13 protein-coding genes and 1 other RNA gene are annotated in these 14,108 nt (G+C 56.9%); 10 read left to right on the top strand and 4 right to left on the bottom strand.

Going from position 1 to position 14,108, the window contains the following annotated elements:
- Positions 1 to 323 precede the first annotated feature (323 nt).
- From ACUTSW_RS12275 to ACUTSW_RS12265, 3 genes are all read left to right on the top strand, one after another.
- On the top strand, positions 324 to 1,142 hold the full coding sequence (locus ACUTSW_RS12275; protein ID WP_004952526.1) for an IclR family transcriptional regulator: 819 nt from the start codon (positions 324 to 326) through the stop codon (positions 1,140 to 1,142).
- Between the two features lie 123 nt (positions 1,143 to 1,265).
- Positions 1,266 to 1,883 carry an arginine exporter ArgO gene (gene argO / locus ACUTSW_RS12270; protein WP_062868534.1) on the top strand — a complete coding sequence of 206 codons (618 nt, stop codon included), beginning with the start codon at positions 1,266 to 1,268 and terminating at the stop codon, positions 1,881 to 1,883.
- 110 nt (positions 1,884 to 1,993) lie between these two features.
- A complete protein-coding gene (locus tag ACUTSW_RS12265; protein ID WP_004952521.1) occupies positions 1,994 to 2,725 on the top strand; it encodes an oxidative stress defense protein in 732 nt (243 codons plus the stop codon).
- Between the two features lie 390 nt (positions 2,726 to 3,115).
- On the opposite strand, the gene ACUTSW_RS12260 is transcribed toward ACUTSW_RS12265, so the two are convergent.
- Positions 3,116 to 4,009, bottom strand: a complete 894-nt coding sequence (locus ACUTSW_RS12260) for a LysR family transcriptional regulator ArgP (protein ID WP_006327766.1) — start codon at positions 4,007 to 4,009, stop codon at positions 3,116 to 3,118.
- Positions 4,010 to 4,213: 204 nt separating this feature from the next.
- Here ACUTSW_RS12260 and rpiA point away from each other — a divergent pair, with 204 nt between their 5' ends.
- Together rpiA and serA are read left to right on the top strand one after the other, a co-directional pair.
- Entirely contained in the window at positions 4,214 to 4,870 is a 657-nt protein-coding gene (rpiA, locus tag ACUTSW_RS12255) for a ribose-5-phosphate isomerase RpiA (protein WP_006327765.1), read from the top strand.
- A 325-nt stretch (positions 4,871 to 5,195) separates the two neighbouring features.
- Positions 5,196 to 6,434 (top strand): phosphoglycerate dehydrogenase, encoded by a 1,239-nt coding sequence (gene serA / locus ACUTSW_RS12250; RefSeq protein WP_062868532.1) that lies wholly within the window; start codon positions 5,196 to 5,198, stop codon positions 6,432 to 6,434.
- 44 nt (positions 6,435 to 6,478) lie between these two features.
- On the opposite strand, the gene ACUTSW_RS12245 is transcribed toward serA, so the two are convergent.
- From ACUTSW_RS12245 to zapA, 3 genes are all read right to left on the bottom strand, one after another.
- Complete coding sequence (locus tag ACUTSW_RS12245) at positions 6,479 to 7,087, bottom strand: 5-formyltetrahydrofolate cyclo-ligase (protein WP_445584534.1); 609 nt, start codon at positions 7,085 to 7,087, stop codon at positions 6,479 to 6,481.
- A 28-nt stretch (positions 7,088 to 7,115) separates the two neighbouring features.
- Positions 7,116 to 7,298: non-coding RNA, 6S RNA (gene ssrS / locus ACUTSW_RS12240), on the bottom strand.
- Between the two features lie 41 nt (positions 7,299 to 7,339).
- Positions 7,340 to 7,669 carry a cell division protein ZapA gene (gene zapA, locus ACUTSW_RS12235; RefSeq protein ID WP_004931621.1) on the bottom strand — a complete coding sequence of 110 codons (330 nt, stop codon included), beginning with the start codon at positions 7,667 to 7,669 and terminating at the stop codon, positions 7,340 to 7,342.
- 320 nt (positions 7,670 to 7,989) lie between these two features.
- Here zapA and ACUTSW_RS12230 point away from each other — a divergent pair, with 320 nt between their 5' ends.
- The 5 genes from ACUTSW_RS12230 (at position 7,990) to gcvT (ending at position 14,066) form a co-directional block, all read left to right on the top strand.
- Positions 7,990 to 8,568: a YecA/YgfB family protein gene (locus ACUTSW_RS12230; protein ID WP_445584533.1), complete on the top strand. Its 579-nt coding sequence runs from the start codon at positions 7,990 to 7,992 to the stop codon at positions 8,566 to 8,568.
- Positions 8,569 to 8,628: 60 nt separating this feature from the next.
- The gene (pepP, locus tag ACUTSW_RS12225) at positions 8,629 to 9,942 is read left to right on the top strand and encodes a Xaa-Pro aminopeptidase (RefSeq protein WP_445584532.1); all 1,314 of its coding nucleotides are present in this window, start codon (positions 8,629 to 8,631) and stop codon (positions 9,940 to 9,942) included.
- Between the two features lie 4 nt (positions 9,943 to 9,946).
- Entirely contained in the window at positions 9,947 to 11,125 is a 1,179-nt protein-coding gene (gene ubiH, locus ACUTSW_RS12220; protein WP_445584531.1) for a 2-octaprenyl-6-methoxyphenyl hydroxylase, read from the top strand.
- A gap of 86 nt (positions 11,126 to 11,211) precedes the next feature.
- Positions 11,212 to 12,414: an FAD-dependent 2-octaprenylphenol hydroxylase gene (gene ubiI / locus ACUTSW_RS12215; protein WP_445584530.1), complete on the top strand. Its 1,203-nt coding sequence runs from the start codon at positions 11,212 to 11,214 to the stop codon at positions 12,412 to 12,414.
- 554 nt (positions 12,415 to 12,968) lie between these two features.
- Positions 12,969 to 14,066: a glycine cleavage system aminomethyltransferase GcvT gene (gcvT, locus tag ACUTSW_RS12210; protein ID WP_062868527.1), complete on the top strand. Its 1,098-nt coding sequence runs from the start codon at positions 12,969 to 12,971 to the stop codon at positions 14,064 to 14,066.
- Positions 14,067 to 14,108 lie beyond the last annotated feature (42 nt).

The raw sequence follows: 14,108 nt of genomic DNA, 5'->3' as shown, positions 1-14,108 counted from the left end.
GAACTTCTGGTTGTTATATCGCCTTTAAATTTCATTATGCGAAATTCAATTTCAAAAATAATATGCCGATCGGTGATCTAAAGCAAAGCCAGAGGCATTTTAATTGTTGTTTTAAAACAATGTGTTATTTGTCTCTTTGCGGAATTGTGACGGACAACTCACTTCAGGGGTTACCCGATTGTTGCGCATTTTTAACCTGCTGCTGACAATGAAACGGCGTTCCGTCTTCACCTGATGCGGGCCTTGGGGTAACATTCCCGACAAAGGGTCCGCTTGCCACGCCGTGGCGTTGGCCGGCGGCTCGACACTGGAGAAATTGCGTTATGAGCCTGAAAGCTGTCGACGAGAAAGATGACAAGAAAGATAAACCCCTGGGCAGCCAAAGCCTGTTCCGTGGTTTGCAACTGATCGAGATCCTGAGCAATTTCCCTAATGGCTGCCCGCTGGCGCACCTGTCCGAGCTGGCGGGAATGAACAAAAGCACTGTCCATCGTCTGTTGCAGGGATTGCACACCAGCGGCTATGTGACTCAGGCGCCGTCGCCTGGCAGCTATCGCCTGACCACCAAGTTTATTTCCATCGGCCAGAAGGCGCTTTCTTCGCTGAATATCATCCACGTTGCCGCGCCGCATCTGGAACAGCTGAATCTGGAAGTGGGGGAGACGGTGAATTTCTCCAGCCGGGAAGATGACCACGTCATTCTGATCTACAAGCTGGAGCCGACCACCGGCATGATGCGCACCCGTGCCTATATCGGCCAGCATATGCCGCTGTATTGCTCGGCGATGGGCAAGATTTTCATGGCCTATGGCAACAGCGACTATCCCGAACACTATTGGCAAACCCATCAGCAAGAGATTCAGACGTTGACGCGCAATACCATTACCGAGTTGCCGAAGATGTATGAGGAATTGGCCGATATCCGCCAGCGCGGCATGGCGATGGATCGTGAAGAGAATGAGCTGGGCGTGTCCTGCGTGGCGGCGCCGGTATTTGATATCCAGCAGCGGGTTCCCTATGCGGTGTCAGTGTCGCTGCCGACCGCCAAACTGCAACAGATTGGCGTGAAGGCTCTGATCAAGCCGGTGTTGGCGACGGCACAGCGCATTTCCCAGGAATTGGGGTTTGTGATCCCGGCTTGAGTATTAGCATCCCTGATACTTGATTAGAAATATCAATTTCACCTAATAATTACTTCCTCGTATGATGCGCGTGTTGACCGACACGCGCCCCCCGAACGGCGCTTTTTCTCTGTGAGGAACACCATGCTAGCTGTCTTTCTGCAGGGCTTCGCCTTGAGCGCCGCGATGATCTTGCCGCTTGGCCCGCAAAACGTCTTTGTGATGAATCAGGGCATCCGCCGTCAGTACCATCTGATGATTGCGTCGCTGTGCGCATTGAGCGATATCGTGTTGATCTGCGCCGGTATTTTTGGCGGTAGCGCCTTATTGAGCCGTTCGCCGCTGTTGCTGGCGGCCGTCACCTGGGGTGGAGTGGCGTTCTTGCTGTGGTACGGCTGGGGCGCATTTCGCACGGCGTTCAGCCGACACTTGGCCCTGGCGACGGCAGAGGAGTTGAAACAGAGCCGCTGGCGTCTGGTGGTCACCATGCTGGCCGTGACCTGGCTCAATCCGCATGTCTATCTGGATACCTTTGTGGTGCTGGGCAGCCTGGGTGGCCAACTGACGCCGGATGTGCGCTCCTGGTTTGCGCTGGGTGCGGTGAGCGCCTCCATCGTCTGGTTCTTCGCGCTGGCCCTGTTGGCTTCCTGGCTGGCACCGTGGCTGAAAACCCAACTGGCGCAGCGCATTATCAATACGCTGGTGGGGCTGGTGATGTGGGCCATCGCAGGGCAACTGGCCTGGCAGGGGGCAAATTTATAAGAATTTGTCACTAATCCGAATTTAAAAACCCGCGCGATATGCTACGTTTTATGCCAAGGAACCGGCTGTCAGGCCGGTAATCAGTTACAGCCTGTCATCAAGGAGACACTGTGAAGCTTAAAGCATTGGCTATGGCCGCAATGGTTGGATTAGGGACGCTGCCTCTGGCGCTGCAGGCGGCGGAGTTGCCGGAAGGGCCACACGTAGTCACCTCGGGTACCTCGAGCGTAGACGCTACCCCAGATATCGCGACGCTGGCTATCGAAGTCAGCGTTTCTTCCAAAGACGCCGGGCAGGCGAAAAAGCAGGTCGACGAGCGCGTGGCGCAATATTTCGATTTCCTGCAGAAAAACAATATCGAGAAGAAAGACATCAGCGCCGCCAATCTGCGCACTCAGCCGGAATATGATTACCTGAAAACCGGCGAGTCGGTATTGAAAGGCTACCGTGCGGTACGTCAGGTACAGGTGACGTTACGTCAACTGGATAAACTGAACGAGCTGCTGGACGGCGCGTTGAAATCCGGCCTGAACGAGATCCGCTCAGTTGAGCTGGGCGTGGCGAAGCCGGATGTGTACCGCGAGCAGGCGCGCCAGAAGGCGATCGAGAATGCCACCCAGCAAGCCGCTTCTTTGGCGAAAGGCTTTAACGCCAAGCTGGGGCCGGTCTTCAGTATTCGTTACCATGTGGCCAACTACCAACCGATGCCGGTAGCGCGCATGTATAAATCGGCGGGGGCAGCGGCGGAAACCGATGCGGCGCAAACCTACGAACAGCAAAGCATTCACTTTGACGATCAGGTGGATGTGGTGTTCGAGTTGCAGCGCAACGCCGCTCAGTAATATACCCGTCATACTTGAAGCTGCATCTGTGTTGGCTGCACGCAGTCACCCCAGTCACTTACTTGAGTAAGCTCCTGGGGACTCCTGCCCTGGCCGCGTAACTCGGCAATGCCTCGCCCCGTTGGGGCCAGAGCAAGCGCTGTTCAACAAAGCCGAGGCTTTGTTGTGATGCAACTCCAATTATTTAGGGTATAACACGGGTTTTTCAGGCTACTGACAAAGCCGATTATTGGGGGAGAGCGTGCCGAAGGGGGAGTAACGGCCTCGGCCCGTAGGGGGCGCATGGACATGCCCCATAATGGCCCTTCGATGCGCCAGGCCGGGGTATCTCGGACCTAAAGACAACTTTGTCAACAACCTCAAAGGTTCGCCACGGCGAACCTTTTCCATTTAATCCTGGCGCAGAACCTGGCGGCCATGCTCCAGCAGGGCGTCGGTCACTTTGCGCATCATGCGGCTCTCCGGCGCGAAGCGGTGCCAGAACAGCATGCGGCGCTGGAACAGGCCCGGCGTCAGATCGATAAGCTCACCCGAATCCAGCTCTTTCTCAATTTGCAGGTGCGGGATCATGCAGCAGGTGGTGCCCTGGCGCGCCAGTTGCACGAAGGCTTCCGACGAGTTCACGATGTGGCAAGGCACGCTGCCCGGCGACAGATCAAAGTTCTGTTGCAAGAAAGCCTGATGCATATCGTCGAGATGATCGAACGCCACCGCAGGCGCTTTCAGCAGCGCGGAGCGCGTGACGCCGTTCGGGAAGTAGCGCTCGGCAAAGCCTTTCGAGGCGACGAACAGATAATCCAGTGCGCCCAGTTGATCCACCAGACAGCTTGGCAGCGGCTGCGGCTGGATACTCACCGCACCCACCACTTCACCGCGGCGCAGCCTTTCCTGGGTACGAGTTTCGTCCTCCACCTGCAGGTTCAGGCGGATAGGGGAATCGGTCAGCACCGGTTTCAGCGCAGGCAGCAACCAGGTCGCCAGACTGTCGGCGTTGACCGCCAGCGACAATAGCAGCGGCGTATCGGCGCCGGTGTCGTTACCCAGCCACTCCTCTTCCAGCAGTTCCACCTGGTGCAACAGCGCCAGCAATTTCTGGCCCTGCTCGGTCGGCCGCGGCGGTACGGTGCGCACCAGCAGCGGCTGGCCGAACAGATTTTCCAGCTGTTTAATGCGCTGGGATACCGCCGATTGGGTGATGCAAAGTTTCTGCGCGGCGCGCTCAAAGCCGCGCTCACGGATCACCGCGTCCAGCGCTTGCAGCGTTCGATAGTCTGGGCGTTTCATCGGAAAGATATCCCTTAAATTAGATTGATACTGGCACTATGCCACATTTCTGGCGTTTTACAGGTGGAAAAATCACGGAGCTATTTTGCTGCGGCGCGCCTAAAAATGCGGCTTAGGGTGAAGAAGTGTGATCCTGCCGGAGTGAAAAATAGCGATTTACCCTATAATACGCACACGTTTTCGTACAGAGGCAATGGACATATCATGACGCAGGATGAACTGAAAAAAGCGGTTGGCTGGGCAGCGCTGGATTACGTTACCCCGGGCACCATCGTTGGGGTGGGCACCGGCTCTACCGCCGCCCACTTTATTGACGCACTCGGCTCCATCAAGCACCAGATCGAAGGGGCGGTGTCCAGCTCCGACGCCTCTACCGCCAAGCTGAAAAGCCTGGGCATCCACGTGTTCGACAGCAACGAAGTGGATTCGCTGGATATTTACGTCGACGGCGCGGATGAAATCAACCGCCAGATGCAGATGATCAAAGGCGGCGGCGCGGCGTTGACGCGTGAAAAAATCATTGCCGCCATCGCGCGCAAGTTTATCTGTATCGTCGACTCCAGCAAACAGGTGGACGTGCTGGGCAAGTTCCCGTTGCCGGTGGAAGTGATCCCGATGGCGCGATCTTATGTGGCGCGTGAGCTGGTGAAGCTGGGCGGCCTGCCGGAATACCGTCAGAACGTGCTGACCGACAACGGCAACGTGATCCTCGATGTGCATAACCTGAGCATCATGGATGCCATTGCGCTGGAAAACAAAATCAACGGCATCGCCGGGGTGGTGACCGTCGGCCTGTTCGCCAATCGTGGCGCGGATGTGGCGCTGGTCGGTACGCCTGACGGCGTGAAGGTGGTTGAATAAACCCCATGCTACGGAGGCGCGTAGAGTGCGCCTTTATCTTGTATGCGGTCTTGGATCCTGCCCGACCGCATAATTCACTGGCTAAAATATCTTTTATTAAAAGCGCCAAATTTGGTGACATATGTCACATTGTGAGCCTTGGCTCCACAAAGCTTCTGTCTATTTCTTTCCCTTTGGCATTTTCTGCCAAAAACCGGCAACAACGCTGAGCCTTGTACTGACGGGCAGGCAATCGTTTGTATTGCCGCCCGCGTTATTTTTGTTATGTTGGATGCGTGCTGTTTCATAACAGCCGCTTCTGAAGTCTGAATATAGGGTCGGGTAAATGGCAAAAGTATCATTGGAGAAAGACAGGATTAAATTCCTGTTGGTGGAAGGGGTTCATCAGAGCACGGTAGATAATCTGCTTGCGGCCGGGTATACCAACATTGAATATCACAAAGGTGCGTTAGACACCGAAGCGCTTAAGGCATCCATCCGCGATGCTCACTTCGTCGGCATCCGATCGCGTACGCATCTGTCCGAAGAAGTTTTCGCTGCCGCAGAAAAACTGGTGGCGGTGGGTTGTTTCTGTATCGGCACTAACCAGGTTGATCTGAAAGCGGCGACCAAACGCGGCATTCCGGTGTTTAACGCGCCTTTCTCCAATACCCGATCCGTAGCCGAAATGGTGCTGGGCGAGCTGTTGCTGATGCTGCGCGGCATTCCTTCCGCCAACGCCAAGGCACACCGTGGCGAGTGGCAGAAACTGGCCGTCGGCTCGTTCGAAGCGCGCGGCAAGAGACTGGGGATTATCGGCTACGGCCATATCGGCACCCAGTTGGGTATCCTGGCCGAAGGCCTGGGCATGAAGGTATTTTTCTACGACATCGAGAACAAGCTGCCGTTGGGTAATGCCCAGCAGGTAAGGCATCTGTCCGATTTGCTCAATATGAGCGACGTGGTGACGCTGCACGTGCCGGAAACCCTGTCGACCAAGAACATGATGGGTGCAGAAGAGCTGGCGCTGATGAAGCCGGGTTCGATTCTGATCAACGCCTCGCGCGGCACCGTGGTGGATATCCCTGCGCTGTGCAATGTACTGGCCAGCAAACATTTGGCCGGTGCGGCGATCGACGTCTTCCCGGAAGAGCCTGCGACCAACAGCGAGCCGTTCAACTCGCCGCTGTGCGAGTTCGACAACGTGATCCTGACTCCGCATATCGGCGGCTCCACTCAGGAAGCACAGGAGAATATCGGCGACGAAGTGGCGGGCAAGCTGGCGAAATACTCCGACAACGGTTCGACCCTGTCGGCGGTTAACTTCCCGGAAGTGTCGCTGCCAGCGCATGGCCCGAACGCCAGCCGCCTGCTGCACATTCACGAGAACCGCCCTGGCGTGCTGACGCAGATTAACCAGATCTTCGCGGAAGAAGGGGTGAACATCGCTGCGCAGTACCTGCAAACCGGTCCGGAAATCGGCTACGTGGTTATCGATATCGAAGCGGAAACCGAACGTGCCGACGCCGCATTGCAGCGCATGAAGGCGATTGCCGGTACCATTCGCGCCCGTCTGTTGTTCTGAGTGTTTGCGCGTTAACGAAAAGGCCGGATAAATCCGGCCTTTTTCTATTCCTGCTCCCGCCACACCCAATTCTGCGACGGGGTGATGATTTCCGGTAACGGGATATCCCAATGCTCCACAGGGACCTTTTCCACCTGCTGACAGTCATGCGCCAACCCTATCGGGTAGAGGCCCGTAAGCTGCCAGTTTTGCAGGGTGCGATCGTAGAACCCGCCGCCCATCCCCAAACGCTGGCCTGCGCTGTCAAAGGCGACCAGTGGCGTCAGCACCACATCGAGTTCACCGACCGGCAATACGTGGCGTACGTCGAGCTGTGGCTCGAGAATATTAAAGCGGTTGTTCACCAATAGCGTATCCGGGGTATAGCGCAGGAACAGCAGATTGCCGGCGCTGAACGGGTGCAGAACCGGCAGATAAACCTGCAATCCCTGCCGCCATAACCGTTCGATCGACGGACCGGTATCCAGTTCGCCGTCGAACGACAAGAAGACAGCAACGCTCTGCGCCGCCAGAATACGCGGATGCGCAGCGATACGATCGGCTATCTGCAAAGCAAAATCATGTTGTTGTTCAGGCGCTAAGGCGCGACGACGTTGACGGATTAGGTTTCGGATATTCTGCCGCTGTTGGGCATATTGGGATTGAAAAGACATAATCAGCACACATACCGCTGAGGAAGGGGGAATCTCCGAGATGCCGTCGCAGGCTGTAACCCTTGAACCCATGGTTCAAGGTGAACGTGCTGTCGCAATCTTAAGGCTTCTCGGCGGGCCGAGCATGCACACCGATCGCGGATCATCACATTCTGTTGGTACTAAATATCGGCTCAGGGGACTGGCCCGCTGGCGAACATCTCAGAGAAATTTTTTACTCATTGCCGAAACCTTCGATTTCAGCAACTTAAGTTATTCGAATTGTGCATCCTGACGTTCAGAGATGCGACCTTGTTCAAGCAAAGCCTGTTCAATGGTCTGTTGCAGCATACGAATGCGTTGTTCCATATTGGACGCATAATCACGGGTTTTCAACCGTTCTTGAGCAAGTTCGTGACATACGTTCAATGCCGCGATAAAAACCAGTTGCTCAGTATTTGAGACTCTAGTGCGAACTTTAAGATCTTGCAACCGTTGGTTAAGATCGTCCGCCGCCATGTTCAACGCATCTTGTTGTTCTGGCGGGCAATTGACTCTTAACGAGCGGCCAAAAATTTGAATATCTACCGGTTGTGCAGACATGCCACCTTCCTGCCTAAATTTCGCGCCAGCCCCAGTTAGCCCTTACCGAGCCACCAAAGCGGGCGCCACTATATATACCTCGGTACCAAGATACAACCCCTTTTTCAGTACCTGGTTGTAATCTACCGCGACAGACATTACCAGTCAAAAAAGGGTTTCAAAATGCGTATTTAGCGTCATTTTGCCCCTTGCCGGCACTGTGTGATTTCTGGCGCATCACGATTATAACTAGCCACTGAGGTGTCGCGCTTATCTGGTACAGCGATGGACCTTGGTGGTAGCATAACACGAACTTATCCTGCCAACGATGACGAATGCGCATGTCTATACAGAATACATTTCCAAGTTACCAATCTTTGACCGTTGCTCTCAACCAGCAAGCGGTGGCGTTGACCGCAGCAGAAATGCACGGTTTGATCAGCGGCCTGTTGTGCGGTGGCAGCCGCGACGCCGGCTGGCAAACGCTGGTCTACGATTTGACTAACGAAGGCGTGGCCTTTCCGCAGGCATTGAACCTGCCGCTCCAGCAACTTTATGAAATTACGCGTGAAACGCTGGAAGACGACGACTTCATGTTCCAACTGATGATGCCGGAAGGCGAAACGGTAACCGTCTTCGATCGCGCCGACGCGCTGGCCGGGTGGGTGAACCATTTCCTGCTCGGGTTGGGGATGATGCAACCGAAACTGGCTCAGGTGAAAGACGAAGTGGGTGAGGCGATCGACGATCTGCGCAATATCGCCCAACTGGGTTACGACGAAGACGAAGATCAGGAAGAACTGGAACACTCTCTGGAGGAAGTGGTGGAGTATGTGCGGGTGGCGGCTATTTTGTGCCATACCGAATTTACCCGCCGCAAGCTGACGGCGCCGGAGAATGCCAAACCGACCTTGCACTAAACCCCGATACCACGCCCGTAGAGGCCGTGAGCACAGGCAGATTGATTTCAGGAGAAGGTGATGACTCAGCAGGAATTCAACAACCGCCGTCAGGCGCTGTTGGCGAAAATGGCTCCGGCCAGCGCGGCAATTATTTTCTCTGCGCCGGAAGCGACGCGCAGTGCAGATACTGAATATCCCTACCGTCAGAACAGCGATTTCTGGTATTTGACCGGTTTCAACGAGCCGGAAGCGGTGTTGATTCTGGTGAAGAGCGACGAAACGCATAACCACAGCGTGTTGTTCAACCGGGTGCGCGATCTGACCGCGGAAATCTGGTTTGGCCGTCGCCTGGGCCAGGATGCCGCACCGGCGAAGCTCGGAGTGGATCGCGCGCTGTCGTTCGATGAAATCAACGATCAATTGCACCTGCTGCTCAACGGCCTGGATGTGGTTTATCACGCGCAGGGCGAATACGCCTATGCCGATCAGATCCTGTTCTCGGCATTGGACAAGCTGCGCAAAGGCTTCCGTCAGAACCTGCAAGCGCTGGCAACCATCACCGACTGGCGCCCGTGGTTGCACGAGATGCGCCTGTTCAAATCCGCGGAAGAACTGGCAGTGATGCGTCGCGCCGGTGAGATCAGCGCGCTGGCTCATACCCGCGCGATGGAAAAATGTCGCCCTGGGATGTTCGAGTATCAGCTTGAGGCGGAGATCCTGCATGAGTTTACCCGCCTTGGCGCCCGTTACCCGTCTTACAACACCATCGTCGGTGGCGGCGAAAACGCCTGCATCCTGCACTACACAGAAAACGAAAGTGAGTTGCGCGATGGCGATCTGGTGCTGATCGACGCCGGTTGCGAGTATAAAGGCTATGCTGGCGACATCACCCGAACCTTCCCGGTGAACGGTAAATTCAGCAAACCGCAACGAGCCCTGTACGACATTGTGCTGAAGTCGCTGCTGCGGGCTCTGGAGCTGTTAAAACCCGGCGCCAGCATCTGTGAAGCGAACGACGAGGTCGTGCGTATCATGATTACCGGGCTGGTGGAGCTGGGCGTCCTGAAAGGCGACGTGGATCAACTGATTGCCGAACAGGCGCACCGTCAGTTCTACATGCACGGGCTGGGCCACTGGCTGGGGCTGGACGTGCACGACGTCGGCAATTACGTCACGCCGGCTCGCGATCGCGAACTGGAGCCGGGTATGGTGCTGACCGTCGAGCCGGGTCTGTACATCGCACCGGACGCCGACGTGCCGGAACAATATCGCGGCATCGGCATTCGCATTGAAGACGACATTGTGATCACCGCCGGCGGCAATGAAAACCTGACCGCCGGGGTAGTGAAAGACGCCGATGCCATTGAAGCGTTGATGGCGGCGGCAAGGTAAGCGGATGAGCGTAATTATCGTTGGCGGCGGCATGGCGGGGGCGACGTTGGCGCTGGCCATCTCATCGCTTACCCAGGGAAGGATGGCGGTTGATCTGATCGAAGCTACGCGGCCGGACGACCGCAGCCATCCGGGGTTTGACGCCCGCGCCATCGCCTTGGCGCAGGGCACCTGCCAGCAACTGACGCGTATTGGCGTCTGGCCGGCGCTACGCGATTGTGCGACGGCCATTACCCATGTGCACGTCAGCGATCGCGGCCACGCCGGCTTTGTTAACTTGTATGCGCAAGATTATCAGGTCGATGCGCTTGGTCAGGTAATTGAATTGCATGACGCCGGCCAACGGCTGTTCGCGTTGCTGGCCAAAGCGCCCGGCGTCACGCTGCACTGCCCGGCAAGGATGGTCGACGTGCTGCGTACCGCAGATCGCGCCGAAGTGCTGTTGGATAACGGACGGCGCATCAACGGGCAACTGTTGGTGGCGGCGGACGGATCGCGTTCGGCACTGGCACAAGCCTGCAATGTACAGTGGCAACAAAGCGAATACCCGCAGTTTGCCACCATCGCCAACGTCACCACTTCGGAGGACCCGCAGGGGCGTGCCTTTGAACGTTTCACCCGCTATGGACCATTGGCGCTGTTGCCGATGTCTCAGGGCCGCAGTTCGCTGGTGTGGTGCCATGCGCGTGAAGATCGCGCCGAGGTCGATGGTTGGGATGACGCCCGCTTTATCAGTGAGCTGCAACAGGCGTTTGGCTGGCGGCTGGGCCGGATCGTCAAAACCGGCAAACGCCACAGCTATCCGCTCAGTCTGCTGACCGCCAGCCAGCATGTCAGCCATCGGCTGGCGCTGGTGGGCAATGCCGCGCAGACGCTGCATCCGATTGCCGGCCAGGGGTTCAATCTGGGGCTGCGCGATGTGATGTCGCTGGCGGAAACGCTGGCAGAGGCGGAGCGGACGGGCGAAGATCCCGGTGGCTATGCGCTGCTGAGCCGCTATCAGCAGCGGCGACAGAAAGATCAGCAGGCGACGGTCGGCGTGACCGACGGCCTGATCCGGCTGTTCGCCAATCGTTACGGTCCGTTGGTGGTCGGGCGCAATCTGAGTCTGATGGCGATGGAACAGCTGCCGGCGGTGCGCGATGCCTTTGCCAAACGTACGCTGGGTTGGGTGGATCGCTAGGCTGGTGTATAAGCAGGGGCGCAGCGATTGCGCCCGCAACGCCGCGCAATCGCTGCGCAGCGAGTCATTTAAGGAAATTAAGCAGCATGCAATCATTTGACGTGGTTATCGCCGGCGGCGGTATGGTGGGTTTGGCACTGGCCTGTGGCCTGCAAGGCAGCGGCCTGCGCGTTGCGGTGCTGGAGCACCGGCAACCGGAAATGACGCCGCCGCAGGAACAGCCGGCGCTGCGCGTATCCGCCATCAACGCCGCCAGTGAGCGCCTGCTGCAGCATATTGGCGTGTGGGACGAAATCCTCGCCCTACGCGCCAGCGCTTACAACGCGATGGAAGTGTGGGATCGCGACAGCTTCGGCAAGATCGCCTTTCGCGGCGATGAATGCGGCTTCAGTCATCTCGGCCATATCATTGAGAATTCGGTGATCCAGCAGGCGCTGTGGAAGCGTGCGGAAAGCCTGAGCGATGTCACGCTGATCACCCCGGCGGCGCTAAAACAGGTGGCATGGGGCGAGAACGATGCCTTTATCACGCTTGAAGATGGCCGCATGCTGACTGCACGGCTGGTGGTGGGCGCCGACGGCGCGCATTCCTGGCTGCGTCAGCATGCCGATATTCCGCTGACCTTCTGGGATTACCGTCATCACGCGCTGGTTGCCACCATTCGCACCGAAGAGCCGCACCAGGCGACGGCGCGGCAGGTATTTTATGGCGATGGCATTCTGGCGTTTCTGCCGTTCAGCGATCCGCATCTGTGCTCTATCGTTTGGTCGGTAGCGCCGGAAGAAGCGGAGCGCCTGAAGCAACTGGATCCGGAGCAATTTAACCGTGAGCTGGCGATGACGTTCGATCTGCGCCTCGGCGCCTGTCGGATTGAGAGCGAACGCCAGACCTTCCCGTTGACCGGGCGTTACGCGCGCAGCTTTGCCGCGCACCGTTTGGCGTTAATGGGGGATGCGGCGCATACCGTGCATCCGTTGGCCGGCCAAGGGGTGAACCTGGGCTTTATGGACGCCGCCGAGTTGATCGCCGAACTGCGGCGCCTGCAACGCCAGGGCAAGGACATTGGCCAACATTTGTACCTGCGTCGCTATGAGCGCCGCCGCAAACATGGCGCTGCCGTGATGCTGGCGAGTATGCAAGGGTTCCGCGAGCTCTTTGACGGCAATCACCCGGCGAAGAAACTGCTGCGCGATGTCGGTCTGCGTCTGGCCGACAGCCTGCCGGGCGTTAAGCCGAAACTGGTGCGCCAGGCAATGGGCCTGAACGATTTGCCGGAGTGGCTGGCTTAACCGGCTTATGAAAGAGGCTGGCGCTCCGGCCTCTGTAATCCCTTCTCAATGAATGCTGTGGCTTTCGCTCAAGCGCGTCGGTGCGGCTCCTTATATCCATAGCTTTTCCTTATATAACCCTTCATTTGAAATAATCTAATTTCAGTTGATTTTTCGCATTACTTTTTCTAATTCAATGGCCGGTTATCAAAAGTCGAAATGCCGCGACAGGCCGTTGGTTTGTTATATAACTTCGGATTTTTGGTGCTTCAATTGTTGGTTTTGTGCCTTAAAGCGCATTTTTCCAGTTAAAAACTCTGCACACTAGCCCGGCGTTTTACTGGCGACGGACACCGCCAAGCCTATTTTAACTTATGGTTAATGCGGTCGTTCGGTGATAACGTCAGAACAAAGGTATCGTTTGCGTCACGACGGTTGGCCACAGTTTCCGTACGTTTCGACGCAGCGTTTCTGTTGGGCAGTCAGTGCGCCACGTAACCCGGCCCGCGAGCCATAATCTGACGTATTGCGTGGCAGCACCCTAACTTCAGCTACTGAGTGGAATGAGGGAAAAGATGGCAAAGCAAACCCCACTGTACGACCAGCACGTGGCGTGCGGTGCGCGCATGGTAGATTTTCATGGCTGGATGATGCCGCTGCATTACGGATCCCAGATCGATGAGCACCACGCCGTGCGTCAGGATGCCGGTATGTTCGACGTCTCCCATATGACCATTGTGGATCTGCACGGTGCCCGCACCCGCGAGTTCCTGCGCTATCTGCTGGCGAATGATGTCGCCAAACTCACTCAACCCGGCAAGGCGCTGTATACCGGCATGCTGAATGCGTCCGGCGGCGTGATCGACGATCTCATCGTTTACTTCCTTACTGAAGACTATTTCCGCCTGGTGGTGAACTCCGCCACGCGCGACAAAGACCTGGCCTGGATCGAAGAACACGCAGCGCCTTATGGCATTGAGCTGAGGGTGCGTGACGATCTGGCGCTGGTTGCGGTGCAGGGCCCACAGGCCAAAGAACGCGCAGCCACTCTGTTTACCCCGGAACAAAAAAGTGCGGTTGAAGGCATGAAGCCCTTCTTCGGCGTACAGGCCGGGGATCTGTTCATTGCCACCACCGGCTATACCGGCGAAGCGGGCTATGAAATCGCCTTGCCGAAAGAGCAGGCGGTGGATTTCTGGCAAAAGCTGTTGGCGGCGGGCGTTAAACCGGCTGGCCTGGGCGCGCGCGACACCCTGCGGCTGGAAGCGGGCATGAATCTGTACGGCCAAGAGATGGACGAAGGCGTTTCGCCGCTGGCTGCCAATATGGCCTGGACCATCGCCTGGCAACCGGAAGATCGCCAGTTCATCGGCCGCGACGCGCTGGAACAGCAGCGGGAACAGGGTACCGAACAACTGGTCGGCTTGATCATGACGGAAAAAGGCGTATTACGTAATGAGCTGCCGGTGCGTTTCACCGACGCGGCAGGTCAGGCGCACGAAGGGGTGATCACCAGCGGCTCCTTCTCGCCGACCCTGGGCTTCAGTATTGCCCTGGCGCGCGTGCCCGCCGGTATCGGCGAGCAGGCTATTGTGCAAATCCGCAACCGCGAAATGCCGGTCAAGGTCACCAAACCTGGCTTTGTCCGTGCCGGTAAACCACTGATTAATTAATTTTTTGTTTATTGATTCTTTATTTCTTCGAAGGAGTAACTG

Source organism: Serratia sp. TSA_198.1 (genome assembly GCF_052686505.1).
Note: the sequence above shows the minus strand (reverse complement) of the source record. Positions and strands in the feature narration are given on the sequence as shown.